The organism is Bradyrhizobium sp. SZCCHNR1017 (assembly GCF_032381375.1).
Taxonomy (GTDB): Bacteria; Pseudomonadota; Alphaproteobacteria; order Rhizobiales; family Xanthobacteraceae; genus Bradyrhizobium.
Map to the genome: position 1 here is coordinate 155,688 of NZ_JAUHIR010000008.1, position 23,597 is coordinate 179,284.

Consider the following 23,597-nt stretch of genomic DNA (forward strand, 5'->3'; position numbering starts at 1 on the left):
GTGTGTTCAGCACCTTTTAACTTGGGTTGCCAACACTGCAGCGGATGACCGCAGCGGCGACCCATTCCGTGCCTACCGATCGCACGACCCAACGACCGGCGGGCAGCGCCATTGACCCGGCGCGGGCCGCGATGCTGCGCGCCGCCAACATCAATCCGCGCACCGGGCTCGCCACCGACTATCTGAATCATTTCAACGAAGCCGTGATGCTGCTCGAAATGATTCCCGATATTCCGGAATGCGCCGAGGATTTTCTGGCGTGGTCGCCGCTGACCTATCCAGAACATTTCACGCACACCAATTTCAAGGCCCGCGATCTCGTCATCGAGGCCTATGAGCAGGCCGACCCCGCGATTCGCGACAAGTTCGATCATCTCACGAAGACCATGACCGACATCCTGCTCGCGGTCGGCAGCGCGATGCGCGCAGCCAAGCAGGACGCCACCAAGGCCAAGCTCGCCGAGCAGGCCGCGGCGTGGGTCAAGCCGCTGGTGACGCAGGCCGGCGGCATCATCAATGGCGACATCGAGGTCGACCCTGACCCGGTCGACGAGGTCGACGCCGTCGATGCCATCATGGCAAGCTTCTGAGCGGCACGGGCTGCCGGCCCGGTCGTCTTCACGCTACGGTGCAGACCACGCCTGGAGCCATTGGCATGACCGCCCCGACGCCGCCCCGCCACCCCCAGCTCGCCGTCAGCGCCGCCATCTTCCGCGACGGCAAGCTCCTGCTGGTACGCCGGGCGCGTTCCCCCGCCAAAGGCGTCTACACGCTGCCCGGCGGCCGGGTGGAGCTCGGCGAGACCCTGCACGAGGCCGTCGCGCGCGAGGTCATGGAGGAAACCGCACTCTCGATCGCAATTGTCGGGCTGGCCGGCTGGCGCGAGGTCCTGCCGGCCCAGGGCGGCGGCGGCCACTATGTGATCCTTCCCTTTGCGGCCCGCTGGCAGGCCGGAGAGCCCCGGCTCAACCCGGAACTGGACGACTTTCAGTGGCGCCTCCCCGATGCGCTCGAGAGCCTCACGCTGACTGACGGACTGCCGGAGATCATCGCCGCCGCACGGACCCTGGTGTAGGCGCCTTGCGTCCGCCGTCCGGCAAAGGCATATGACGTCGGTGTTCCCCATGATCCCCAAGCGCCTCCTGGCCGTCCTCATGCTCGTTGCCGCCTGCGCCATTGTGCCCGCGCGCGCGCAGGATGCGGCCGCGCCGTTCGATGGCGATCTGCAGCGGCTGGCCGAGATCCTCGGAACCCTGCATTACCTCCGCGGCATCTGCGGCAGCAATGAAGGCGCCAAATGGCGCAACCAGATGCAGGCTCTGATCGATGCCGAGACGCCGTCGGGCGAACGCCGCGCCCGGATGATCGCCGGCTTCAACCGCGGCTATAACGGCTTTCAGCAGACCTATCGGACCTGCACGCCGGCGGCGATGGTGGCGATCCGCCGCTACATCGACGAGGGCTCGAAGATCTCGCGCGACCTCACGGCGCGCTACGCCAACTGATGGCCCATGGTTGACGGCGCGCGGGCGTTATCCACGTTTGCGTTAACCTTGTTAACCTTTCCTAAAGAACTGGCCTAGGCGTCTGCCGCCTGCGTGGTAAACCTCACTGGTCCGGCGCGTCCGCGTTCGGAATTCAACGCGCCTCGCGGCCTCGCCAGACTGAATTCAATGAGCTTTCCCGTCACTTTCAGCGCCCTCCCCGCCGTCCTGCCCGACCACGAGCAGAAGCAGGCCGCGCTCAGCTACCTCAACGAAGCCTGGGCGGAAGCGCGCCATGACGGCGTCGACGGCGACTGCCTGGCGCAGGCCAGCCTGTTCGCGGCGCTGGCCGAACTCGTCACCACCTATGGCGAGGACGCGGTGGCGACCTTCGTCGAAGGCCTGCCGGAGCGCGTCCGCAACGGCGAGTTCTCGCTGTCGCGCGCGACGCAGTAGGGTCTCCCGCTCCTCGCGCGTAGCCCGGATGCGCGCAGCGACATCCGGGGTCTCATCCGCAGCCTCGTTGAACCCGGATATCGCTGCGCTCGTCCAGGCTACGACAACTACGTCGACAAACTCCGCGTCATTGCGAGCGCAATGACGGAGCCAAAACGGAGAGCGCCCATCGGGCCGAGATCCGTCTCCACATCTCAAACAGCATCGAGACACGCCTCATCGTCCTCGCGGCGCGATGCGTCCGAGCGATGACCAACGTTCGGCCCTCATTCAATCGAGGGCGCAGGGAAGGCTGGGCGTCGGCTGACGCCCATGGCCCCCGTGCGAACAAAAGTGCACGGGGCAGGAACCACAGGTGCAGCCGGATGAGCCCAGCCTTCCCTGCGCGATGGTTTTAACGCTTCTTTCGCGCTCTCCCTGGGGACCGGCTTGATTGCCCCCATCGCCTGCGCCGATGCTCTCGCATCACGCTCAGGCTTGACCTCGGCATCGGGAGGCCAGGACCACGCGACTTCACGTCCGCATCGGGATTGTTCGTCCGCGCAGCCAAAGCCACGCTGCAACCCGACGCGTCCACCGCCTGCCCGCCTCGCGTCTCGTGACGACCGCGCGTACGCCCCTCTCGTTGAGGCGGGATGGGTGGAGGATAGACACGTATTCTGGAAAAACGAAAGTGAAATCTTTCGCCCGGAAGAGGCTGCGGGCGCGATCACGTTGAGACAATACGCAAAATTGCCGTTTCGGCACAGGCGTTTCGTGTAGTTGCGGCGAGCCAGAACGACGGCGTTGCAGACAAGATCGCGCGACTGATTCGCCCGACGGGCTTTTTGCTTTGCATTTCTTGCGGCGCTTCAGTCCCAATCCATTCCGCCAATGACGCCAAGAAACCAGCCGCCGATAAAAGCGGCCGTAAGCGCCATGAGATGGATCGTCGCGGAGGGACCAAGTTCCTGGTTGTCTTGAACATGACTAAGTCCAATCAGCCCAAGCTCAAAAATTGCCGCGCAGAATACAGGCCAAAGCGCCCGCCGCCGCGCTGCCAGCCGCTGGGCCGGGCCAGCCCCCCGAGCGTTCCGTGATAGAGTCATGGATCGGCGAAGCGACACCACGGCAGTCAAGACGACCACGATCATAAACGCGATGAAGTACACCGGACATTATCCTTGGGGCCAACCTTACCGTCTTGAAGGTCACAGGCGAATAGCGCGAACCGGTTTCCTCAACCCTAAGAAGACAGCAAAATACAGCCGAGTCGGAGCGCTGTTCCCGGGCCCCTGCTTCCGGTTGAGCATCAGAAGCAGACCCTCACGCGAGCCGGCGACCAGATCCGTTATGGGCCGAAGCGGAAATTGACACTTCCAGCTACATACGACTATGCAGGCCGCACTGCCCGTGGAGCTTGCCGTGGCCGACCAATCATCCAACCTCCCAAACTACCGATTCTTTCTGGGACTATTCATTGTGCATCCAACTTTGACTCCGGAAGAAATCAGTAAAGCCCTTGGAATGGAGGCTGACGTCGCTCACTGCGTCGGTGCTCTTCGAAGAACACCAAAGGGCACGCCTCTTTCCGGGACTTATGCTGACACGCGATGGCGACATAGCACGGAACATGTCATTGAAGATCAATGGTTTGCGTCTGAAGTATCGAGGCTGATCGATAAGCTGCAGGCTCACAAAACCTTCTTTGGTGACGTCAAATCAGCCGGCGGAAAGGCAAGTATCGTCATCCAATTCATGGATGGTTTTCTCGCGGATGAATTACCTACCGGGACCCTCGCGCGGCTTGTGGACCTCGACTTGTCCCTGGGGCTGGAATGTTTCGCAGGTATTCGGCAGGAGCTACCGGGGCATCCGCAATGACCGCTTCGGGGCCATAAGCGGAAATGAAGAGGCGAGCTCGGACCTCCTTCTTGCTATATCGGCTCAATCTCGCCGGGACGCCAAGTTTTGTCGAACCACGGCTGAAGCGGGCCGTAGAGGCGCAGGAGCGTGTTCCATCCTTTGCCGGGGATGGTCTGCACCCAGTTGTTCTCCTTCCCAGCCGGCGCCTTGGGCCCGAAATAGATGTCCACTGACCCGTCCGCGTTCGGCAAGAGTTTCGGGTTCTGGCTGGTTGCGGCTGGCCAGCGCTGGTCGGTCTGCAGCATGGAGCGGGTCTGATTGTCGTAGAGGATGACCGACCAAAATTGCTTGACCGGGATATTTGGTGGCAGGTGCAGCTTGTAGTTCTTTCCGCCATCGAGCGGCTTGTTTTGGCTATCGACGAACGCGGCCATATATTGCGATCCCTCGCCAACCGACTTGGAATCCATCGCCGGTGTCACGCCGGTCGCGTAGAAGAAGAATGCCGAGTAGGCATCGAGAATACGCGCGCCGTTTTCCTCGAACTTGTAGCCGCCGAAGAAACCCGTGCGCCATGCGCTGTTGGGATAATAGTAGCTCTCCTTGATCCGCAACCGGCCATTGATTGCACGCGCGGTGGCGTCACCTACCAAGGCGGCTTCGGTCAGAATTTTTTTCATCCGTGTATCGGGCGCGAAGGGCTTACCCTTGCGGATGCCGACCGATGCGTAGAGGCCGAGTGTGACCGGGTCGACTGTATCGGTCGGCTCCTCCTGCACAACCTGATTCAGATACTCCCAGAAGGGATAATCTCCCGGAGCCAGCGTGCTAAATGCTTTGCCGGAAACATGCACGAAATTGAGTTTCGGCGGATTCGCAGCATCTTTCAGGTGATAGATTTTCGTGTGCTCTTCGACCGCGTCGACGCCGGGCTTCGGATCGCCGTTGACCAAGAACGAGCGCCACGGAACCCAGACGCTGAACGTCGCCGGCTTCACGACAAAGTAGCCGGTCGGCACCTCGCCGTTGTAGCCGGGCGGCAAGATCAGGTACTTGCCGCCCTGACCCTTGTCCGGACCGACGAGTCCAACATCAGTGACAAAATTATACCACATGTCGTTGATGAGGCCGAGCACATTGGGTGGCACTTCGAGCACCAGAGGCCCGTCACGCAGGTCGAGCCAAAACCAAGTGTACGGCGTGTTGTTGTTCGGCGTGAGAAAAAGCGACTTCGAGTCCATCCTATCCTCGAAGATCGGCACCGTCAGATTGAATGGACCCAGCTCCGCCATTCCCTTTCGATTTGCCAATTGGTTCACTGGAGCTAAGGCCAACAGGTAAGCTTGGACGGCGTGTTGAAAGTCCAGATTGTCGTAGAGCCTTTCAACGGTCGCATCGTCGGGAAAGCCGTCGAAGAAGTTCAGCGTCCCAAGGCGGGTCTCCACCTTGTCCGGGATTGCAACGCCCGGCGGTATCGGCGTTTGCATCTTGTATTGCTGAGCGTTGAGCGGAATTGCCGAGAGCGCCACAAGAGACAACGCAGAAACTACTGATGCCGCTAGTTTCATGATACGGCCCTTCCTGTCAGATGTTGAATTCATAAAGCATCTCTTCGTAAGTCCCATGATTATCGGGACTTCGTGCAGGGCTACAAATCTCGCAGCTCGCAGAATGACCAATCAACGTCTGCCAGCGCGATTGACCGGGCCACCGCGATTTACCGTCCCAGCACCCACCACCGCCTGTCGTGCAACGGGTCGCGGCCTCAGAACTACGCCCGGCCGTACGACGCAATTGGCTGGATAGCCAACGTATGTGCAGTACACCACAGCGCTGGCTTTCTCAGTGCTCGCGGCTACGAACCCGGTTATCAGCAGCGTAGTCGCTATTGCGATTGAGAGCTTCATTTTCGCCTCCTCCGCCAAAGACGAATAGTTTCATTAGAATCGATCTTCGCGTTGATCCAGATCAACAGGCCAACTCAGAATAATTTGGATGAGAATGTTGCAGATGCCGTTTGCGAGAAGCCGAATCGTCCTTGGCAAACCGCCGTAATGCGGCCGGCTCAATTTTCGGCTGTCTCGCGGCATACGAAGGAGCGAAGCGCCATGGTCCTCGTGATGGTACTCTACATCGTCATGGTCTGGCTCCTGTTCTCGAAGCTGAAGCTTGTGAAATGGGGATGGGGGGCCGGCACCATCACCGTTGTCATCGGCGCTTTCATCTTGATGGTCTTCCTTGGCCTGTTCAACTCGCTCACGCCCGCCGGCCGCTTTGTCGTGATCTCTAGGGTGGTCGAGGTCACACCCAACGTCTCGGGCCAGGTCGTAAGCATCCCCGTCCAAGTCAACGCCCCGGTGAAGGCCGGCGCCATCTTGTTCCAGATCGATCCGGCACCTTACAAATACAAGGTCAACCAATTGGAGGCCTCGCTCGCTCAGGCGCAGCAGCAAGTCAAACAACTCAAGGCCAGCTATGATCAAGCCAAGGCGAACGCCGATGCCTTGAAGCAACAGCTCGTCTACCAGACCCAAAGGTTGGCCGACATTCGGAAGCTCGTCGCAACCGGCTCTCAGGCTGAGTTTCGTCTGCAGGACACGCAGGTGCAGTACGACACCGTGCAATACCAATTGCTCGCAGCGGAAGCCGCAGTAGAGAACGCCCGGCTCGCAATGGAATCCGAGATCGGAGGCGAGAATACCAACGTTGCACAACTCCAGGCTCAGCTCGAAAACGCCCGGTGGGAGCTGGATCAGACCACCATTCGGGCAACGGGCGACGGCTACGTCAGCAGCCTGGCACTGGCGGTTGGCGCTCGGGCATTGCAGACGCGTTCCGAGATGTCATTCATCCTCACCAACGACATCACCATTCTCGCGACGTTCAAGCCGAACGCCTTCCAAACAGTGAAGCCCGGAGCAACCGTAAAGCTGGTCTTCGACGATAATCCCGGCGAGATATTCGGGGCGCGAATACTCGAAATCCCTCGCGGCATCGGTCAGGGCCAGATCGCGGTTTCCGGCCAATTAGCACGCGTCGGTTCGATCGGTGGCGCTCAGGGCTACCCGGCGACGATCTCGTTGCCGGATAATTTTGACAAGACGCGGCTGCGCCTCGGGATGCCCGGCAGCGCATGGGCCATCGCCGCAAACGCCGGCCCAATCGGAATGATCACGTCGATTCTCGTCTGGATAAGTTCGTACCTCGCATACTTGTGAGACTCTGCGTAGCTCAAATACACCGACGGCTCCGGCGAGGAATCAAGTCTCCGGTCTAATGACCGCTTTGGAGCAGACATCTAGCTGTCTGAGCAGTCTTGGGTGCCACAGGAGTTGCGAATTTTCGCCAAGGGTCACACCTTGGCACGCATTTCAGCCAAGTGGGCGGTGTATGTTGATCCTGGTCAATATTGGAAACGCTGGGAGCGCGATCCTATTGTTACTCAAAAACAAGGGAGGCTTTCATGCGATGTTCGACAGCAGTTCTTTTAGCCCTCGTTGCCGCCGCGCCCATCTCGGCGTCGCTCTCGCCAGCGCGCGCAGCTTCGGAGTGTCCAGCTTCCGGAAGCTTATCGGACTGGGGTATCAATTCGACCGGCTACTTCAACGTCGCTTCTGGTGGAAGCTGCCTGTTTCCAATTCGGATAGCGGGCGTGATGAAAAGCTCGAGCATTTCACAGAAGCCGGCTCACGGCACCCTGAAGAAGCTAAATATTTCGACATTCCAGTACACGGCGAAAGCAGGCTACAAGGGCCCCGACAGCTTCGCCGTGACGGCAACTGGCAAGGGACCGACTGCCTCCGGAACGTCGGTGATCACCATGAACGCGACGGTTCAATAGGACTTCCTTTTTCGCCGATAGACAAAGGCCCACTTCCAACCGGAGTGGGCCGCTTTTGTTTAGCCGAGCACGCGCGAACGGAAACCGCCGAGCACGGCGGGCTGACTGAAATCATCGGTAGTCTGCTGGTAGGCGTAGCCGACGAAGCCGACAAAGACCTGCTTCGACAGGAATTGCGATACGCCCCAGTCGAAATGGAAGTCGATGCCGCTCTGGTACTGCGTAGCGGTAGCCTCGCAGACGTGCTGCCACACCTGCCGTCCATCAAATCCCCATAGAGCCTGCCGCACCAGTCCTGCCCACCAAGCGCGGTTTCCTCCCTTGGAGGCTTTCGGACGCCGGCCGCCCGAATATGCCGCGCCATCAATCATGCGGCCGGCATCCGAAACCCTTCACAAAAGCAGACATAGGCGGAGGGCGACGGCACCACGTTCGTCCGTCAGCCCCCGGGGCCGTCCTTCATGATATAGCCCATCAGGTCGTCGACGTTGTGCTCCAGATCCCGGATGATGTTCTTGACGACGTCTCCGATCGAGATCACGCCCACGACCTTGCCCGCGTCCAGCACCGGCAGATGGCGAAAACCACGCTGAGACATCATGGCCATGCAACTGTCCAGCCGGTGGTCCGGCTTGACCGTCACCGGGTTGCCCGTCATCACCTGGCCCACCGGCGTCTGCTTGGCGTCGAGCCCGGGCAGCAGCACTTTGATGGCGCAGTCCCCCTGCGTCACGATGCCGACCAGCGCGCCGTCGTCGATGACGAGCACCGACCGGACCCGGTTGTCGCGCATCTGGCGCAAGGCTTCGACGACCATGTCGTCGGAACGAACATGGATCACGGCGCCACTCTTCTGCGCCAGCGCGCTTCTTACTGTGCTCATCGATGTCCCCTCCTGGACCCCATCCTGCCCCGCCTTGATGGTCCACATGGCAGGATAGTCGAAATATCCGGCTGCGTCAGCGCCGCGCCGATGCCGTGCGCCTGGCCGTGAACCGAACGATGATCGGGGTCACAGGCGGCCCATCGATTCCTGGGATTGCAGACGTCAGGTCGTCCCCGAGAGCGGAACCATCGGGTGCCGGCAAGAATGTTGCTCGGCAAAACGCAAGTCGATCGACTGATCGCGGTCAGGTAGAGAGCTCTGGGTCAAGAGGCGGCGTACTGGAATTTCTCCCCCACGTCCGCGTCGTCCCTGGCAGCGGACATTCGCATTCATTTTGGCCGGCCGCGCGCCGCCTGCCTCCTGTCGTGACGCCCGCCCGCTCATCCAGGCTCCAAGGGCCGTCCGGGCGTCGCGACAGCAGACCGAGCACTGCCCAACGGCAGCCCTCGGCGGCCACGTCGGCTCGGAAACTCTTCACGAAGCAATTTGAAGGCTTTGACGTGAATGAACATGCGCCCTTAACGAAAACGGGCAAAAATAGGTCGCTGATCTTCACCTACCTGACCACAGTACCGTTTCGAGCTGACGTGAAATCTCGATAGCCGCGTCGCGAGTCGGTCACCGCCGAAGCGAAATCCGAAATGCCTTCACAGAAGAGCAGGCCGGGGTTTGCAACTGCCGCGTGAAGAATTGGCAAGGAAACGTTAAGGAAAATTCGGGGATTTCTGATGATTGCGCCGGAAGAAGAGAGATTGCTGAAGACGTACCTGGTCGAGATGTTCGGCCAGATCAGCAGCATGCGGCGCGAACTCGCCGCTCTTCAAGGCGACGGCAAGGGCAGTTTCGCGACGATGACCGACACCCTCGACGCGATCGTCGAGAATACGGAGACGGCCGGGAACGCGATCCTCGAAAGCATGGAGGCGATCGGCGCCAGCGTCGCGAAGTTGCAGAAAGTCAAAGACCCGACTGCCGCAGTGGTCTGCGACGAGATCGTCGACAGCACAAACAAGGTGTTCGAGGCGTGCGCGTTTCAGGACCTCACAGGGCAGCGGATCACGCGCGTGGTCAAGTCGCTGCAGTTCATGGAGGACCACATCAACAAGCTCGTCCGCATCTGGGGAAAAGAGGAGCTGGCGCGGCTGGCCACCGAGCTTGCTGCCCCAAGCGCCCCGGACTTGATGGAGGGCCCGAAGCGGCCGGGCGTGGCGATTTCCCAGGACGACATCGACAAACTGTTCGCGTGAACGACGGCCAGGTGTGATGCCCGCTCCGCGTCATTGCGAGGAGCAGAGCGACGAAGCAATCCAGGGACGCGCTAAGGACTCTGGATTGCGTCGCTGCGCTCGCAATGACGGAGCAAACTCACGCGCAGCGCCGTTACGGCCGCAGCGTCTCCATGAACCGCACCGGCTCGCCGGTCGCTGGCGTCAGCAGCTCGCCCTGCCACATCACGCGCTGGCCGCGGACGAACGTGCCGACCGGCCAGCCGGTGACGCGTAGGCCATCATAGGGCGTCCAGCCGGCTTTCGAAGCGACCCATTCGTTGGTGATGGTCTCGCTGCGCTTGAGGTCCACGATGGTGAGGTCGGCGTCGTAGCCGGCGGCGATGCGGCCCTTGCGGGCGATGTTGTAGATGCGGGCGGGACCGGCGCTGGTGAGGTCGACGAAACGTTGCAGCGACAGCCGGCCGGCATTGACGTGGTCGAGCATGATCGGCACCAGCGTCTGCACGCCGGTCATGCCGGAGGGCGAGGCCGGATAGGTCTTGGACTTCTCCTCCGCGGTGTGCGGCGCGTGGTCGGAGCCTAAGATGTCGACGATGCCCTGGTGGACGCCCCACCAGATGACGTCGCGATGATCGGCCGATCGCACCGGCGGATTCATCTGCGCGTAGGTGCCGAGCCGCTCGTAGCACTCCGGCGCCGCCAAGGTGAGATGATGCGGCGTGGCCTCGACGGTGGCGACGTCCTTGTGGTCGCGCAGATACACGATCTCCTCCTTGGTGGAGATGTGCAGCACGTGGATGCGCTTGCCGGTCTCGTGCGCGAGGGTCACGAGACGTTGCGTGGCGCGCAGCGCCGCCTCCTCGTCGCGCCACACCGGGTGTGAGCGCGGATCGTTCTCGACGCGCAGGTCCTTGCGCTCGTTGAGGCGGTACTCGTCCTCGGCGTGGAACGCGGCACGGCGGCGGATCACCTGGAAGATGCGGCGCAGGCTGTCGTCGTCCTCGACCAGCAGCGAGCCGGTGGACGAGCCGACGAACACCTTGACGCCGGCGCAGCCCTCGGCGCGCTCCAACACCGGGAGCTGCTCGACATTCTCGCGGGTGCCGCCGATGAAGAAGGCGAAATCGCAATGCATGCGATGGCGGCCGGCAGCGACCTTGGCTGTGAACGCCTCCTCGGTCACCGTCAGCGGATTGGTGTTGGGCATCTCGAACACGGCGGTGACGCCGCCCATCACGGCGCTGCGCGAGCCGGTTTCAAGGTCCTCCTTGTGAGTGAGACCAGGCTCGCGGAAATGCACCTGGGTGTCGATCACGCCGGGCAGCACGTGCAGTCCCTTGCAGTCGATGATCTCGGCGGCCGAGGCGGCGCCGAGATCGCCGATCTCGACAATGCGTCCGCCTGACATGCCGATGTCGCGGACGCCCTCGCCGTCCTGATTGACCACGGTGCCGGATTTCAGAATGACGTCGAAGCGCGCGCTCATGAAGCCCTCATAGGATTTCATTCTCCTGACCGCCCCAAGACAGATCGATCATGCTGCGCGCCTGCCCATTTGCTGGCCTCCGGTGGCACGCGAGTCTCGATCTTTAGAATGAAGCCACCGCGCGGCGGCGTTTCAGCCTTGTGGTTTATGCCAGGGCGGCTTACGTTTCAGTGCGGCCTGTCGCAAGAGGTTTTTCGGATGAAGGCGACGTTTCTCGACGACCGGGGCGTGGTCCAGGTCAGCGGCGACGATGCACGCAAGTTCCTCAACGGTCTCTTCACCACCGACGTCACCAAGCTCACGCCTGGCGAGGCCCGGTTCGGCGCGCTGCTGACGCCGCAAGGCAAGATCATCGTCGATTTCCTGGTGGCGCAGGTGCCGGCGACGGACGCCGGCGAGCGCTTCCTGCTCGACTGTCCGCGCGCGCTGGCGCAGGCGCTCACCGACAAGCTCAACCTCTACAAGCTCAGGGCCAAGGTCGCGGTCAGCAACCGCTCCGGAGAGCTCGGCGTGATCGCGGTCTGGGATGGTGCCATCGGCGCCACGCCGGAGCCGAGCTTCGTCGATCCGCGTCATGAGCGCCTCGGCGCGCGCGTCATTGCGCCGCAGGAGGCGCTCGCGGAGATCGCCGCACGGCTCGGCGCCGAGATCGTCGATTCCGACGCCTATGAGGCGCATCGTATCGACTGCGGCGTGCCGCGCGGCGGGCTCGACTTCATGTATGGCGACGCCTTCCCGCACGAGACCAACATGGACCGGCTGCACGGCGTCGACGTCGGCAAGGGCTGCTATGTCGGCCAGGAGGTCGTGAGCCGCATGCATCATCGCGGCACCACGCGCACGCGCGCGGCGAAGGTGCTACTCGACGGGCCGAGTCCCGAGCCGGGCACGCCGATTCTGGCCGGCGACAAGTCGGTCGGCACCATGGGCTCGGCCGCCGCGCAGAAGGGCATGGCGCTGCTGCGCATCGACCGCGCCGCCGAGGCGTTGGAGGCGGGAACGCCGCTCACCGCCGGCGGCCTCGTTCTGCGCATCGCTGATCCCGACGCGCTGCAGGGCGCGCCGAAGCAGACGGTCGCCTGAGCCGGTCTCATGGGTCGCACTGCTGTCGTCCATCCCGATGGCCTGACGCGCTGCCCCTGGCCGGGCAGCGATCCGCTCTATGTCGCCTATCACGACACCGAGTGGGGCGTGCCGGAATATGACGACCGCGCGCTGTTCGAGAAGCTGATCCTCGACGGCTTCCAGGCCGGGCTGTCGTGGATCACGATCCTGCGCAAGCGTGACAATTTCCGCCGCGCCTTCGATGATTTCCAGCCGGAGAAGATTGCGCGCTATTCCGACAAGAAGATCCACGCGCTGATGAACGATGCCGGCATCGTGCGCAACCGCGCCAAGATCGAAGGGACGATTCTCAGCGCGAAATCCTGGCTCGACATCCAGGACAAGGGTCCCGGCTTCTCCAAGCTGCTGTGGGACTTCATGGACGGCGCGCCCAAGGTCAACCAGTTCAAGACCACCGCGAGCGTGCCGGCCTCGACGCCGCTGTCGATCAAGATCTCGAAAGAGCTGGCCGCGCGCGGCTTCAAGTTCGTCGGTCCCACGATCGTCTATGCCTTCATGCAGGCGACCGGCATGGTCAACGACCATCTCGTCACCTGCTTCTGCCACGAGACCTGCAGCGGCAAGCGCCGCGCCCCGCGCCTCAAGCCTCCCAAATGACGACTGACAAGGCCCCGAGCGGGCACGACCGCGTCTGGCAGCGCATGCTGTCCGGCCGGCGGCTCAACCTCATCGATCCCTCGCCGCTCGATGTCGAGATCGCCGACATCGCCCACGGGCTCGCGCGTGTCGCGCGCTGGAATGGCCAGACCACCGGCGCGCACATCTTCTCGGTCGCGCAGCACACGCTGCTGGTCGAGACGGTGATGCGCGCGCGCAAGCCCAACATCGATGCGAAGCTGCGGCTCGCCGCGCTGCTGCACGATGCACCGGAATACGTCATCGGCGACATGATCTCGCCGTTCAAGGCGGTGCTCGGCGACGGCTACAAATCAGTCGAGAAGCGGCTGCTCGGGGCGATCCACATCCGCTTCGGGCTGCCGGCGGAGATTGCTCCGGAGATCGAGCGCCAGATCAAGGCGGCCGACCGCGGCGCCGCTTTTCTGGAGGCGACCCGGCTGGCCGGCTTCTCGGAAAGCGAGGCGAAGAAGCTGTTCGGTCGCGACCCCGGCCTGCCGGACGCCACCGTGACGGATTATCTGACGCCCTGGAGCGCGGCCAAGGCCGAGAAGCAGTTCCTGACCCGCTTCAACGCGGTGCTGGGGGCGTGCTGAGATGCCGCTGACGCCGGACGAGCGCCGCAACGAACGGCTGAAGCTGGCCGCCAACTGGGTCAACACGCTGGCGACGGCCATCGTCACTGCCGGGACGTTCGTGCCGCTTGCCCAGTTCGTCTATGGGGTGCTGCCGCCCAGCACCCCCGCGGGCCTGATCTACGGGTCGGGGGTCGTTTGCATTATCACCGGAGTGCTCATACATTTGCTCGGTCAGTGGATCCTGGGAGGTCTTCGATGACCACGCACCAGTTCGTTGCCCTGAGCTTTCCGCTCCTGACCGCCTTGGCCGTCGCCATCGTGGCCCTGTTCGTGCGCCGTCCCTGGTCCGAGAAACCGGTCGAGATCGCCCCCCAGAACCGTGAGCGGGTGCTCGATCATCTCGAGCGGCTCAACGCGGAGATCGAGGGCAAGGCCCATCTGGTCCGCCAGGAGTTGCGGCAGCTCAAGAACACGCGCTGAGGGCCGTCGGCGCACACATGCGCCAGCCCGACGGCAGACATCCAAAACGCGCTTTTGCCCTTGTGCCCCCATTCGTATAATCGGGCGTTCAAAGGCTCGCCATGATCCACGTCTGCTCACTCGCCGCCCTGCCCGAGACCGTGCGCCTGACCGGCGCCAGCCACGTGCTGACCATCATGGCCAATGTCGAGCAGGTGCGGCGACCGGAGACGATCCGCCCCGAGAACCATCTGCGGGTCTCGGTCGACGACATCACCGAGCAGCTTCCTGGCTTCATGGCGCCGAGCGAGGATCACGTCGCCCAGGTGCTGGAGTTCGTGCGCGGCTGGGATCGTGCGGCGCCGCTGGTGATCCACTGCTATGCCGGCATCAGCCGCTCCACCGCGAGCGCCTTCGCCGCGGCCTGCGCGCTCAACCCCAATCGGGACGAGCTCGATATCGCCTGGGCGATCCGCCAGGCCTCGCCGATCGCCTCGCCGAACCGGCTGATCGTCAGCCTGGCCGACAGGGCACTGGGCCGCCAGGGGCGCATGGTGCGCGCGCTGGACGCGATCGGGCCCGGCGCCATGATGGTCGACAGCGCGCCGTTCCGGATCGATCTGGACTGAGTTGCAACGCTGCGTAGCCGCGTACCGGTACGCTTTGAACTTATGTTCCACGGTTTGACACAGAGGGAACGACGGCCATCGTGCGGCCCGCCGGAGCGGCTGGCCGATTCGCTGGGGTCCGCAAGGGCTCGCAGCTTCCCTCCACCCGTGACGCCTCCCGGCGGCATCGATTTCAGGATTCCCGCGTGATGTTCGATTGGCCCCTGGATTGGATCGCCCTGCTGGTGGCGTTCGCGGCGCTCGCCTTCGCGCGCCGGACCTCCGACCGATTGGCCGAGGTGCAGGCACGGCTGGCCAAGCTCGAGGCGACACGCCCGATCGCGGTCGCGCCGGTGGTCGCGCCGCCGCTCAGCCCGCTTCAGGAGCCCGCTGAAGCCCCGCCAATGCCGCCCCCATTGCCGGAGGTGACCGAGGCTACCCTGCAGCCGGCGGCGATGGCGAGCGATGCAGCGGCCGAACAGCCGCCGCTCGCGTCGCCGCCACCCGTGCCGCAGCCCGCGGCCGGCTTCGAGGAGCGCATCGGCACCCGCTGGGTGGTGTGGATCGGCGGGCTGACCCTGGCGCTCGGCGGCTTCTTCATGGTGCGCTACTCGATCGAGGCCGGCCTCGTCGGCCCCGAGGTGCGCGTCGCGCTCGGCGCGCTGTTCGCCGCCGCGCTGCTCGCGGCCGGCGAATGGACACGGCGCAAGGAGAGCATCTCGCAAATCGCGGCGCTGCCGATCGCCAACATTCCGGCGATGCTCACCGCGGCCGGCACGGCGGTCGCCTTCGCCACCATCTACGCGGCCTACGCGCTGTACGACTTCCTGCCGCCCGCGATCGCCTTCGTGCTGCTCGGCATCGTCGCGCTGGGCACGCTGGCGGCGGCGCTGCTGCACGGCCCGGCGCTCGCCGGGCTCGGCATCGTCGCGGCGTTCACGACGCCGGTGCTGGTGTCGACCGGCGAGCCGAACTACTGGGCGCTGTACATCTACCTCGCCATCGTCACCGCCGCCGCGTTCGCGCTGGCACGCGTGCGGCTGTGGCGCTGGCTCGCGATGACCACGATCGGGCTGTCGTTCCTGTGGACCTTGCCCGGACTCGACGCGGGCGTCGAGACGGTGGCGCCGCATGTCTTCCACGTCGCGGTTGGTTTCGCGCTCGCCGCGCTGATCGTGGTCTGCGGCTTCATGTTCGGACCCGCCGCCGAGAACGACGAGGTCGAGCCGATCTCATCCGTCGGCCTGGCGGTTTATCTGCTCGGCGCCATGCTGGTCGTGCTGGCGAGCTTCCATGACGGCCTGGCGCTGATCGGTTTCACGGTGCTGGTCGCGGCGACGCTGGCGGTCGCCTGGCGCGCGCCGAGCGCCGTCGGCGCGGTGGCCGCCGCCGCTGCGACCGTGTTCCTCGTGTTCGCCGAATGGGCGCTGCGCGACAATCCGGACCTGCTGGTGCTGCCCGGCGGCGCGCTGCCCGGGATGGGGCCGAACCCGCTCGGCGCGTCGGTCACGTCGCATCTGGTGACGGCCGCGATCTTCGCGCTGGGCTTCGGCGGCGCCGGCTTCCTGGCGCAGGGCCGCGCGCACAACGCCGTCGTGCCGGTGGTGTGGTCGGCGGCCGGCGTGTTCACGCCGCTGGCGCTGCTGGTCGCGCTCTATGCGCGCATCGCCCATCTCGACCGCTCGATCCCGTTCGCGATCCTCGCCGTCGTGCTCGCCGCCGGCTTTGCCGTCGCCACCGAGGCGCTGACGCGGCGCGAGGAACGTCCCGGCCTCAGTGCCTCGATCGCGCTGTTCGCGACCGGCACGCTGGCCGCGCTGGCGCTGGCGCTGACCTTCGCGCTTGAGAAGGGCTGGCTGACGATCGCGCTGGCGCTGATGTCGCTCGGCACCGCCTGGATCTTCGAGAGCCGGCCGATCCCGTTCCTGCGCACGCTCGCGGCCGTCTTTGCCGGGCTCGTGGTGCTGCGCATCGGCCATGATCCGCGCATCGTCGGCGCCGATGTCGGCACCACGCCGATCGTCAACTGGCTGCTGTGGGGCTATGGCGTGCCGGCGGCGTCGTTCTGGGGCGCGAGCTATCTGATGCGCCGCCATGGCGACGACGCGCCGCTGCGCGCGGTGGAGGCCGCCGCGATCCTGTTCACGACCCAGCTCGCCTTCCTGGAGATCCGCCACGCCGTCAATGACGGCGACATGCTGGCGGTGCCGTCGCTCGCCGAAGTGGGACTCGACGTCTGCGTGGCCCTGGCGCTGGCGATCGGGCTGGAGCGGCTACGGGAGCGCAGCGGCAGCATCGTGCACAACATCAGCGCCGTGATCCTCACCGGATTCGCCGGCGGCGCCACCGTGCTCGGCCTGCTGCTGTTCGAAAACCCGATGATCTCGGACGCCGCGATCAAGGGCGGCCTGCTCAACATCCTGATCCTGGCCTATGCGTTCCCGGCGGTACTGATGCTGCTGTTGTCCTACGCGGTCGCAGGCCGCCGTCCGCCGGCCTACGGCAATATGCTGGCCGCGGGCGCACTGATCCTCGCGCTGTCCTATGTCAGCCTCGAGATCCGCCGTATCTATCACGGCCCCGATCTGACGGCAGGACCGACCAGCGCCGCCGAGCAGTACACCTATTCGATCGCCTGGCTCGCCTTCGGCGTGATGCTGCTCGGGATCGGAATCATCGTGCAGTCGCAGCGCGCGCGCCTGGCATCCGCCATCGTGATCGCGCTGACGATCCTGAAGGCCTTCCTGGTCGACATGTCGGCGCTGACCGGCGTGTGGCGCGCCCTGTCTTTCATCGGCCTCGGGCTGGTGTTGGTCGCGATCGGCTGGCTGTACCAGAAGGTGCTGTTCCGACGGCAGCAGCAGGCGCCGCCGGCTCAGCCGGCGGCGTAGCGCCATGTCGGATTAGGCTGCGCGCACCGACTCCAGGAACGACGCCACTTCACGCTTCAGCCGGTCGCTGTCCGAGGCCAGCGATTGCGCCGCGGCCAGCACGTGCGTGGAAGCCGTACCAGTCTCGGTCGCGCCGCGCTGCACGTCGACGACGTTCACGGAAACCTGCTGCGTGCCCTCCGATGCCTGCTGGACGTTGCGCGAGATCTCCTGCGTGGCGGCGCCCTGCTCCTCCACGGCCGCCGCGATCGCCGATGAGATTTCCGACAGCCGCTCGATGGTCGTGGAGATCGCCCGGATGGCGCCGACCGATTCCTGCGTCGCGGCCTGGATGCCGGACACCTGCTGGCCGATCTCGTCGGTCGCCTTGGCGGTCTGCTCGGCCAGCGCCTTCACCTCGGACGCGACGACCGCGAAGCCGCGGCCAGCCTCGCCGGCGCGCGCGGCCTCGATGGTCGCATTCAGCGCCAGCAGGTTGGTCTGGCCGGCGATCGTGTTGATCAGCTCGACCACGTCGCCGATCCGCGCCGCGGCCTTGCTCAGCTCGCTCACGCGATCATTGGTCATGCGCGCCTGGTCGACGGCCTCGGTGGCCATGCGGGCGGATTCCTGCACCTGGCGGCTGATCTCGGTGATCGACGACGATAGCTCCTCCGTCGCGGAAGCGACCGACTGTACGTTGGTCGAAGCCTCCTCCGAAGCAGCCGCAACCGCGGTCGAGATCTCCTGCGAGCGCGTCGCGGTGGATGACAGCGCGCCGGCGGAATGCTCGAGCTCGGTCGAGGCCGACGACACCGTCTGCACGATCTCGCCGATCGTCGCCTCGAACTGGCGGGTGATATTGTCGACGCGCCGGCCGCGTTCGATCTTGACCTCGGCATCGTGTGCCGCAAGCTCGTCGGCCTCCTTCTTGGCGATCAGCGCCTCCTTGAACACCTGCAGCGTATCGGCCATGGCGCCGATCTCGGTCGGCTCGCCGCGATGCGTCACCTCCGCGCCGAGATCGCCCTTGGCGAGCTCCTGCATCGGCTTGATGATCGACGCAATGCCGGACGAGACGTTCTGCACGAGATAGAAACCGACGGCGACGCCGGCAATGACGGCCGCGACAATGATCGACACCACCAGCCAGATCGCACGCGTGAAGCTCTCGGCTGCCTGCCGCGTCGCGTTGTCGGCACCCTTGTTGTTGAACTCGATGTCCTGGATGAAATACTTGTCGGCGTCGCGCGCGATCGCCGCGGCCGATTTTTCCAGCATTTCGGTGGCTTCGCGCGGGATCTTTCCGACGCTCTTGTTGGATTCGTCCATCACCTGCTTGACCGCGACGACGTACTTCTCCCAGGACTGCACCCAGTTGTTGTAGATCGCCCGTTCCTCGGCCGAGGTGATCATCGGCTCGTAGGTCTTGCGGTCCTTGTTGATCGTCTCAAGGATTCCGTTGACGCGCTTCTCCGCGCCCTGCTTGGCCTCGGCCGTCTCCGACATCACATGCGCGCGCAAGGCGATGCGCAGCAGATTGATGTCGGCGCGCAGCTCGCCGATCGCGCGCACGCTCGGCAGCCAATTGGTGGCGATGTCGACCGTGTTGGCATTGATCGACTGCATGCTGGTGACGGCGAGCACGCCGAGCCCGCACATGGTGACGAGCATGAAGGCGATGACCGATATGATCTTCGTACGGATGGACATCTTTGACACGGAGGACCCCAGCTGACTGCGTGGTTCGGCCGCGTCCTGCCAGCGCCAAAGACGGCCCGAACATCCAGGTCTGCGCTGCGCTGCGCGGTCGAGGTCAGAGGATCAGAGGGCTCCGAAAATTCCGAACCCGCCTATCGTCTCTGCCGACCTCATTGGGCGCGAAACAGGCTTATCAGAGGTTAATGCTGGAACCGTAAGATTACTGACAATGCCCATAAAATGATGGCGCGCAGGGATGACACGGTACCGTGAAACCGGCCACCGCCACACCTGGTCTCCCGATACCGCTGAAGGATCGCGTCGAAGCAAGACCTTTGGAGCGCGCACGGGGCAAAGGACGATTGCCGCCACAACCTGCGCCGGCAGGCGGCAGCACCGGAAGACGCTGATCACCGCGCGGATGAATCCGGAGATGAGGTGGGCCGGGCCAGGACCGACGTTCGGCAGCATCACAAGCGACTGAGCACGAGAAGCGTGACGGAGATCGGCGGCGCCGGGGCACGACGCGGAGCCTAGGCCGAACTCCATCAATCCCGACTGACGTGCCCGAGGCGGACGCAGACTTCATCAAAAGGCGCCTGCGCGCAGAAGATTGCCGCCACGGCAAACCGGACTCGAATCCGACGGCCAGCGGCGCAATCACCCCGGACAGCTCGACCTCAGCCGACCGCTTCGGACACCAGGCGAATCCGGAACACCGGCTGCTTGGCTTCGTCGAGCAGCTCCATCTGCCACTCGGCCCCCTGCTGCAACGACCTCGAGATCCCGCCGATCAGGTCGGAGCAGACAGCCGTCAGCTCGTTCCAGGCGGTTTCCCGGTTGGCGAATTCATACGGCTGATCAGCCGCGCCAGAATAGCGGCCCTGGCTGATCCGGAAGAAATAAAGCGACATAACGACCCTTTCTCGTGGGCCACCCCCCTGGTTGCAAACTGCACACGAGTCGCTACCGAGGCATGAATTTGAGATTCCGTACGATTACGGCGCAATGACCACTAACGTGCGGTCAGCTTAAAATATTACTCTATGATAATAGGGAACCGGTTTTTCAATGATCGGTGAACTAACAACTAATCGGTCGAGCGACGCAGCTCCGGCGCCGCATCCGACTTCGCGTTATCGGATTTGGTAATTTCAGTCTTCGCGTTTTCGGCCTTCATGTTCTCCGTCTTGGAACTTTCCGCCCTGGCGGCCTTCGCAGCATCTGCCTTCAAGGGGTCCACCTTGCTGCGTTCCACCCGCGGGGTCTCGACCCGTGCCGCTACTTCGGTGTGGGAGCCGTCAGCCGCGGGTCCAGCAGCGCGTGCGGCGCGCGGCCGCGCCACGGCGCGCGCCATCAGCATGGTGGCTCCGCCCTGGTGCTGGAAGTCGCAATAGGCGAAGGCGCCGAGCCCGGAGACCGAACCGCGGAAGCTGCGATCGTCCTTCTTGTCGAGGTTGAAGCACGGTTCGAACGGCATGCCCTTGATGGCAGCGCAGACATTCTGGCCGCGAATCTGCAGGGTATTGCCCGGCAGGCGGATGTGACGCACCGGCCCCGAGCCGGAGAACTGCACCGCACCGGCCGCGCCCATGTCGTCGAGAATGCGGCCCGCGCCACGGGTGCCGTCGACGCAGGTGAAGGCGAACACCTTTCCGGCGACGAATTTGCGGGCCTCGTCGGCTGTCATCGAACCCGCCATCGCAGGAGCAATCACGGCACCGGCAGTCACGGTCCCCAGCAATATACGCGCGAGCATGCATCAAACTCCCACTTAACCCCACGCAGCGGGTAAGGCGGTATCTTTACCCCATGCTTACCATACCAACCATGGCAACAATGGAGCAGCATGGTTTGAAAAGTCTGAACGTCCTCAGGATATTCTTACCACCGTACGGCCGCGGACCTGGCCGGCGAGGATCTGCGGCCCCAGCGACGCCACCTGGTCCAAGGCGATTTCGTGAGTGATTTCAGCTAGTTTTGCGCGATCCAGATCGGTCGCGAGGCGCTGCCAAGCCGCCTTGCGCGCCGGCAGCGGGCACATCACCGAATCGACTCCGAGGAGGCACACGCCGCGCAAAATGAACGGCGCCACCGACGTTGGCAAATCCATGCCCGCAGCGAGGCCGCAGGCGGCGATGGCGCCGCCATATTTGGTCATCGCCAGCAGGTTGGCGAGCGTATTGGAGCCGACGCTGTCGATGCCGCCCGCCCAGCGCTCCTTCGCCAGCGGCTTGGCCGGTCCGGACAGCTCGTTGCGGTCGATGATCTCGGCGGCACCGAGCGACTTGAGATAGTCAGCCTCGGCCAAGCGGCCGGTCGAGGCGATCACATGGTAGCCGAGCTTGGCGAGCACAGCCGTCGCCACCGAGCCGACGCCGCCGGCCGCGCCCGTCACCACCACCGGCCCGCTCGCCGGCGTCAGCCCGTGCTTCTCCAGGGCGAGCACCGCAAGCATCGCGGTGAAGCCGGCGGTGCCGATCGCCATCGCGTCCCGGGCCGACAGGCCCTGCGGCAGGCCGACCAGCCAGTCGCCCTTGACCCGCGCCCTCTCGGCATAGGCGCCGAGATGGGTCTCGCCCATGCCCCAGCCGGTGCAGATCACGGCATCTCCCGGCTTCCAGTCGGGATGGCTGGACTGCTCGACCGTGCCGGCGAAATCGATCCCGGCGATCATCGGGAAGCGGCGCACCACCGGCGCCTTGCCGGTCAGCGCCAGCCCATCCTTGTAATTCAGCGCCGACCACTCGACCTTCACGGTGACGTCGCCGTCCATCAGCTCGGCTTCATCGAACTGCGTCAGCGTCGCGGTCGTTCCCTTGTCCGCCTTGTCGATCCGGATCGCCTTGAACGTTCCCACAGCCGCACTCCCTGCGCTTTCTTCGTCTCGCGCCATGTTTAGCCGATCGGATCGGCCGCGCAACTCACGTCGCGGGAACGGCGCGCGCCACCGGCTTCTCGACGATCGGCAGGTTGATCAGCGCCGACAACACGCCGAACACGATCGACAGCCACCAGATCGGCGTGTACGAGCCGTAGCGCTCGAACACGAGGCCACCGAGCCAGACGCCGAGGAAGCCGCCCACCTGGTGGCTGACGAAGGCGAAGCCATAGAGCGTGGCGAGCCAGCGGGTGCCGAACATGATCGCGACCAGCGACGAGGTCGGCGGCACCGTGGAGAGCCAGGCGAGCCCGGAAACCGCGCCGAAGGCGATCGCGGAAGCCGCCGTGACCGGGAACGAGATGAAGGCGAGCGTCGCCAGCGCACGGGTGAAATAGATGAAGGACAGGATGTAGCGCTTCGGCAGCCGGCTCTGCAGCCAGCCGACACTAAGCGAGCCGATGATGTTGAACAGGCCGATCGCCGCGATCACCCAGCCGCCAACCTGCGCCGAAAGGCCGCGATCGACCAGGAACGCCGGCAGGTGCACGGTGATGAAAGCGAGCTGGAAGCCGCAGGTGAAGAATCCGAGCACCAGCAGCACGTAGGAGCGGTGGCCGAACGCCTCCATCAGCGCGGTCGTGAACGACTGCTGCTCGGCCTCCGACGGCTTGGCCTCGGCTGCCGGCGGCGTCGCCACGGCGAGCGACAACGGCACGATGAACAGCATCAGCGTTGCGAACACCATCAGCGCGCTCTGCCAGCCGAACTGGTCGATCAGCGCGACGCCGAACGGAGCGAACAGGAACTGGCCGAGCGAGCCGGCCGCGGTGCCGGCGCCGAGCGCGACGCCGCGGCGCTCCGGCGGCAGCAGCTTGCTGAAAGCCGACAGGATGAGATTGAACGAGCAGCCCGACAGGCCGAAGCCGACCAGCACGCCGGCGCCGATGTTCAGCGACAGCGGCGAGCTGGAATAGCGCATCATCAGCAGGCCGCCGGCATAGAGCAGCGCGCCGACACAGATGACGCGCATCACGCCGAAACGATCGGCGATCGCACCGGCGAGCGGCTGACCGAGTCCCCACAACAGGTTCTGCACCGCCACCGCGAGGGCGAACACGTCGCGTCCCCAGGCGAATTCACGGCTCATCGGCTGCACGAAGAAGCCGAGGCTGGAGCGCGGACCGAAGCTCAGCAGCGCAATGGCGCAGCCGCACACGATGATGACCACCGGCGTGCGCCAGCCCTGATTGCGGGACACCGTACCGAGATCGCCTGCCTGTACCGACATCAGTGTCCTCCCTGCCGCGGTCGCTGTCCGCCGCGCCTCTCCGGTTAATGCATTTGCATTGAACTCCCAAGCTCAAAAGCGGAACCCTGTCATGAAAAATTTCGATGCGGCGGCCAGCCATGAGCAGGTGTCATCCGAAGCGAGTTCCGGCAGCGGAACTCGCTCATGCGTCTTTGTCCCCGCGCGAAAACGTCCTGATGCGCGAGTCGCAAACGACGATTCATCCTGTGCGGGAGCGACCT

The 23,597-nt window shown here is 64.3% G+C and carries 24 protein-coding genes and 1 pseudogene; 15 read left to right on the forward strand and 10 right to left on the reverse strand.

What is annotated here, in order from left to right; genetic code table 11:
• Window positions 1–68: 68 nt before the first annotated feature.
• The 4 genes from QW863_RS20820 (at window position 69) to QW863_RS20835 (ending at window position 1,940) form a co-directional block, all read left to right on the forward strand.
• A complete protein-coding gene (locus QW863_RS20820) occupies window positions 69–590 on the forward strand; it encodes a hypothetical protein (RefSeq protein WP_315717204.1) in 522 nt (173 codons plus the stop codon).
• A 65-nt stretch (window positions 591–655) separates the two neighbouring features.
• The gene (locus QW863_RS20825) at window positions 656–1,075 is read left to right on the forward strand and encodes an NUDIX hydrolase (protein ID WP_315717205.1); all 420 of its coding nucleotides are present in this window, start codon (window positions 656–658) and stop codon (window positions 1,073–1,075) included.
• 31 nt (window positions 1,076–1,106) lie between these two features.
• The gene (locus QW863_RS20830; RefSeq protein WP_315717206.1) at window positions 1,107–1,505 is read left to right on the forward strand and encodes a TIGR02301 family protein; all 399 of its coding nucleotides are present in this window, start codon (window positions 1,107–1,109) and stop codon (window positions 1,503–1,505) included.
• A gap of 168 nt (window positions 1,506–1,673) precedes the next feature.
• Window positions 1,674–1,940 (forward strand): hypothetical protein, encoded by a 267-nt coding sequence (locus QW863_RS20835; RefSeq protein WP_315717207.1) that lies wholly within the window; start codon window positions 1,674–1,676, stop codon window positions 1,938–1,940.
• Between the two features lie 851 nt (window positions 1,941–2,791).
• Here the strand turns inward: QW863_RS20835 and QW863_RS20840 are convergent.
• Complete coding sequence (locus tag QW863_RS20840) at window positions 2,792–3,091, reverse strand: hypothetical protein (protein WP_315717208.1); 300 nt, start codon at window positions 3,089–3,091, stop codon at window positions 2,792–2,794.
• Window positions 3,092–3,344: 253 nt separating this feature from the next.
• On the opposite strand from QW863_RS20840, the gene QW863_RS20845 reads away from it, so the two are divergent.
• Window positions 3,345–3,803, forward strand: a complete 459-nt coding sequence (locus tag QW863_RS20845) for a DUF4279 domain-containing protein (RefSeq protein ID WP_315717209.1) — start codon at window positions 3,345–3,347, stop codon at window positions 3,801–3,803.
• Window positions 3,804–3,856: 53 nt separating this feature from the next.
• On the opposite strand, the gene QW863_RS20850 is transcribed toward QW863_RS20845, so the two are convergent.
• Window positions 3,857–5,353 carry a DUF1254 domain-containing protein gene (locus QW863_RS20850; protein ID WP_315717210.1) on the reverse strand — a complete coding sequence of 499 codons (1,497 nt, stop codon included), beginning with the start codon at window positions 5,351–5,353 and terminating at the stop codon, window positions 3,857–3,859.
• Window positions 5,354–5,743: 390 nt separating this feature from the next.
• On the opposite strand from QW863_RS20850, the gene QW863_RS20860 reads away from it, so the two are divergent.
• Together QW863_RS20860 and QW863_RS20865 are read left to right on the forward strand one after the other, a co-directional pair.
• Entirely contained in the window at window positions 5,744–7,003 is a 1,260-nt protein-coding gene (locus tag QW863_RS20860) for an HlyD family secretion protein (protein WP_315717212.1), read from the forward strand.
• Window positions 7,004–7,248: 245 nt separating this feature from the next.
• Window positions 7,249–7,626, forward strand: coding sequence for an Ig-like domain-containing protein (locus QW863_RS20865; protein WP_315717213.1), 378 nt, complete (start codon window positions 7,249–7,251; stop codon window positions 7,624–7,626).
• Between the two features lie 62 nt (window positions 7,627–7,688).
• Here QW863_RS20865 and QW863_RS20870 read toward each other — a convergent pair.
• Window positions 7,689–7,850: pseudogene (locus QW863_RS20870) on the reverse strand (transporter); the annotation flags it as partial.
• Between the two features lie 215 nt (window positions 7,851–8,065).
• Window positions 8,066–8,557 (reverse strand): CBS domain-containing protein, encoded by a 492-nt coding sequence (locus tag QW863_RS20875; protein ID WP_315717214.1) that lies wholly within the window; start codon window positions 8,555–8,557, stop codon window positions 8,066–8,068.
• A 683-nt stretch (window positions 8,558–9,240) separates the two neighbouring features.
• Here QW863_RS20875 and QW863_RS20880 point away from each other — a divergent pair.
• Entirely contained in the window at window positions 9,241–9,759 is a 519-nt protein-coding gene (locus QW863_RS20880) for a protein phosphatase CheZ (RefSeq protein ID WP_315717215.1), read from the forward strand.
• Window positions 9,760–9,892: 133 nt separating this feature from the next.
• Here QW863_RS20880 and QW863_RS20885 read toward each other — a convergent pair whose 3' ends face one another.
• Window positions 9,893–11,227, reverse strand: a complete 1,335-nt coding sequence (locus QW863_RS20885; protein WP_315717367.1) for a dihydroorotase — start codon at window positions 11,225–11,227, stop codon at window positions 9,893–9,895.
• 198 nt (window positions 11,228–11,425) lie between these two features.
• Between QW863_RS20885 and QW863_RS20890 the strand changes: the two genes are divergently transcribed.
• From QW863_RS20890 to QW863_RS20920, 7 genes are all read left to right on the forward strand, one after another.
• Window positions 11,426–12,310 carry a folate-binding protein gene (locus tag QW863_RS20890; RefSeq protein ID WP_315717216.1) on the forward strand — a complete coding sequence of 295 codons (885 nt, stop codon included), beginning with the start codon at window positions 11,426–11,428 and terminating at the stop codon, window positions 12,308–12,310.
• 9 nt (window positions 12,311–12,319) lie between these two features.
• The gene (locus QW863_RS20895) at window positions 12,320–12,949 is read left to right on the forward strand and encodes a DNA-3-methyladenine glycosylase I (RefSeq protein WP_315717217.1); all 630 of its coding nucleotides are present in this window, start codon (window positions 12,320–12,322) and stop codon (window positions 12,947–12,949) included.
• Window positions 12,946–13,563, forward strand: a complete 618-nt coding sequence (locus QW863_RS20900) for an HD family hydrolase (protein ID WP_315717218.1) — start codon at window positions 12,946–12,948, stop codon at window positions 13,561–13,563. The genes QW863_RS20895 and QW863_RS20900 overlap by 4 nt, the downstream gene beginning before the upstream one ends.
• Before the next feature lies 1 nt (window position 13,564).
• The gene (locus QW863_RS20905) at window positions 13,565–13,804 is read left to right on the forward strand and encodes a hypothetical protein (RefSeq protein WP_315717219.1); all 240 of its coding nucleotides are present in this window, start codon (window positions 13,565–13,567) and stop codon (window positions 13,802–13,804) included.
• On the forward strand, window positions 13,801–14,025 hold the full coding sequence (locus tag QW863_RS20910; protein WP_315717220.1) for a hypothetical protein: 225 nt from the start codon (window positions 13,801–13,803) through the stop codon (window positions 14,023–14,025). The genes QW863_RS20905 and QW863_RS20910 overlap by 4 nt, the downstream gene beginning before the upstream one ends.
• A 101-nt stretch (window positions 14,026–14,126) precedes the next feature.
• Entirely contained in the window at window positions 14,127–14,633 is a 507-nt protein-coding gene (locus QW863_RS20915) for a protein tyrosine phosphatase (RefSeq protein ID WP_315717221.1), read from the forward strand.
• 188 nt (window positions 14,634–14,821) lie between these two features.
• Window positions 14,822–17,503 carry a DUF2339 domain-containing protein gene (locus QW863_RS20920; protein WP_315717222.1) on the forward strand — a complete coding sequence of 894 codons (2,682 nt, stop codon included), beginning with the start codon at window positions 14,822–14,824 and terminating at the stop codon, window positions 17,501–17,503.
• 12 nt (window positions 17,504–17,515) lie between these two features.
• Here the strand turns inward: QW863_RS20920 and QW863_RS20925 are convergent, their stop codons facing one another.
• The 5 genes from QW863_RS20925 to QW863_RS20945 all read right to left on the reverse strand — a co-directional run bounded on the left by QW863_RS20925 (window position 17,516) and on the right by QW863_RS20945 (window position 23,355).
• A complete protein-coding gene (locus QW863_RS20925) occupies window positions 17,516–19,204 on the reverse strand; it encodes a methyl-accepting chemotaxis protein (RefSeq protein WP_315717223.1) in 1,689 nt (562 codons plus the stop codon).
• Window positions 19,205–19,863: 659 nt separating this feature from the next.
• Window positions 19,864–20,097 (reverse strand): DUF6894 family protein, encoded by a 234-nt coding sequence (locus tag QW863_RS20930; protein WP_315717224.1) that lies wholly within the window; start codon window positions 20,095–20,097, stop codon window positions 19,864–19,866.
• Between the two features lie 176 nt (window positions 20,098–20,273).
• Window positions 20,274–20,942, reverse strand: coding sequence for a hypothetical protein (locus QW863_RS20935; protein ID WP_315717225.1), 669 nt, complete (start codon window positions 20,940–20,942; stop codon window positions 20,274–20,276).
• Window positions 20,943–21,056: 114 nt separating this feature from the next.
• The gene (locus QW863_RS20940; RefSeq protein WP_315717226.1) at window positions 21,057–22,043 is read right to left on the reverse strand and encodes an MDR family oxidoreductase; all 987 of its coding nucleotides are present in this window, start codon (window positions 22,041–22,043) and stop codon (window positions 21,057–21,059) included.
• A gap of 64 nt (window positions 22,044–22,107) precedes the next feature.
• The gene (locus QW863_RS20945; RefSeq protein WP_315717227.1) at window positions 22,108–23,355 is read right to left on the reverse strand and encodes an MFS transporter; all 1,248 of its coding nucleotides are present in this window, start codon (window positions 23,353–23,355) and stop codon (window positions 22,108–22,110) included.
• Between the last annotated feature and the right edge of the window lie 242 nt (window positions 23,356–23,597).

Excerpts from the sequence above, each read along its gene's own strand:
- QW863_RS20935 (WP_315717225.1), bottom strand. The coding sequence starts at position 20,942 with ATGCTCGCGCGTATATTGCTGGGGACCGTGACTGCCGGTGCCGTGATT.
- QW863_RS20900 (WP_315717218.1), top strand. The coding sequence starts at position 12,946 with ATGACGACTGACAAGGCCCCGAGCGGGCACGACCGCGTCTGGCAGCGC.
- QW863_RS20885 (WP_315717367.1), bottom strand. The coding sequence starts at position 11,227 with ATGAGCGCGCGCTTCGACGTCATTCTGAAATCCGGCACCGTGGTCAAT.
- QW863_RS20895 (WP_315717217.1), top strand. The coding sequence starts at position 12,320 with ATGGGTCGCACTGCTGTCGTCCATCCCGATGGCCTGACGCGCTGCCCC.
- QW863_RS20930 (WP_315717224.1), bottom strand. The coding sequence starts at position 20,097 with ATGTCGCTTTATTTCTTCCGGATCAGCCAGGGCCGCTATTCTGGCGCG.
- QW863_RS20880 (WP_315717215.1), top strand. The coding sequence starts at position 9,241 with ATGATTGCGCCGGAAGAAGAGAGATTGCTGAAGACGTACCTGGTCGAG.
- QW863_RS20865 (WP_315717213.1), top strand. The coding sequence starts at position 7,249 with ATGCGATGTTCGACAGCAGTTCTTTTAGCCCTCGTTGCCGCCGCGCCC.
- QW863_RS20835 (WP_315717207.1), top strand. The coding sequence starts at position 1,674 with ATGAGCTTTCCCGTCACTTTCAGCGCCCTCCCCGCCGTCCTGCCCGAC.
- QW863_RS20920 (WP_315717222.1), top strand. The coding sequence starts at position 14,822 with ATGTTCGATTGGCCCCTGGATTGGATCGCCCTGCTGGTGGCGTTCGCG.
- QW863_RS20850 (WP_315717210.1), bottom strand. The coding sequence starts at position 5,353 with ATGAAACTAGCGGCATCAGTAGTTTCTGCGTTGTCTCTTGTGGCGCTC.
- QW863_RS20910 (WP_315717220.1), top strand. The coding sequence starts at position 13,801 with ATGACCACGCACCAGTTCGTTGCCCTGAGCTTTCCGCTCCTGACCGCC.
- QW863_RS20915 (WP_315717221.1), top strand. The coding sequence starts at position 14,127 with ATGATCCACGTCTGCTCACTCGCCGCCCTGCCCGAGACCGTGCGCCTG.
- QW863_RS20830 (WP_315717206.1), top strand. The coding sequence starts at position 1,107 with ATGACGTCGGTGTTCCCCATGATCCCCAAGCGCCTCCTGGCCGTCCTC.
- QW863_RS20905 (WP_315717219.1), top strand. The coding sequence starts at position 13,565 with ATGCCGCTGACGCCGGACGAGCGCCGCAACGAACGGCTGAAGCTGGCC.
- QW863_RS20945 (WP_315717227.1), bottom strand. The coding sequence starts at position 23,355 with ATGTCGGTACAGGCAGGCGATCTCGGTACGGTGTCCCGCAATCAGGGC.
- QW863_RS20825 (WP_315717205.1), top strand. The coding sequence starts at position 656 with ATGACCGCCCCGACGCCGCCCCGCCACCCCCAGCTCGCCGTCAGCGCC.
- QW863_RS20890 (WP_315717216.1), top strand. The coding sequence starts at position 11,426 with ATGAAGGCGACGTTTCTCGACGACCGGGGCGTGGTCCAGGTCAGCGGC.
- QW863_RS20875 (WP_315717214.1), bottom strand. The coding sequence starts at position 8,557 with ATGTGGACCATCAAGGCGGGGCAGGATGGGGTCCAGGAGGGGACATCG.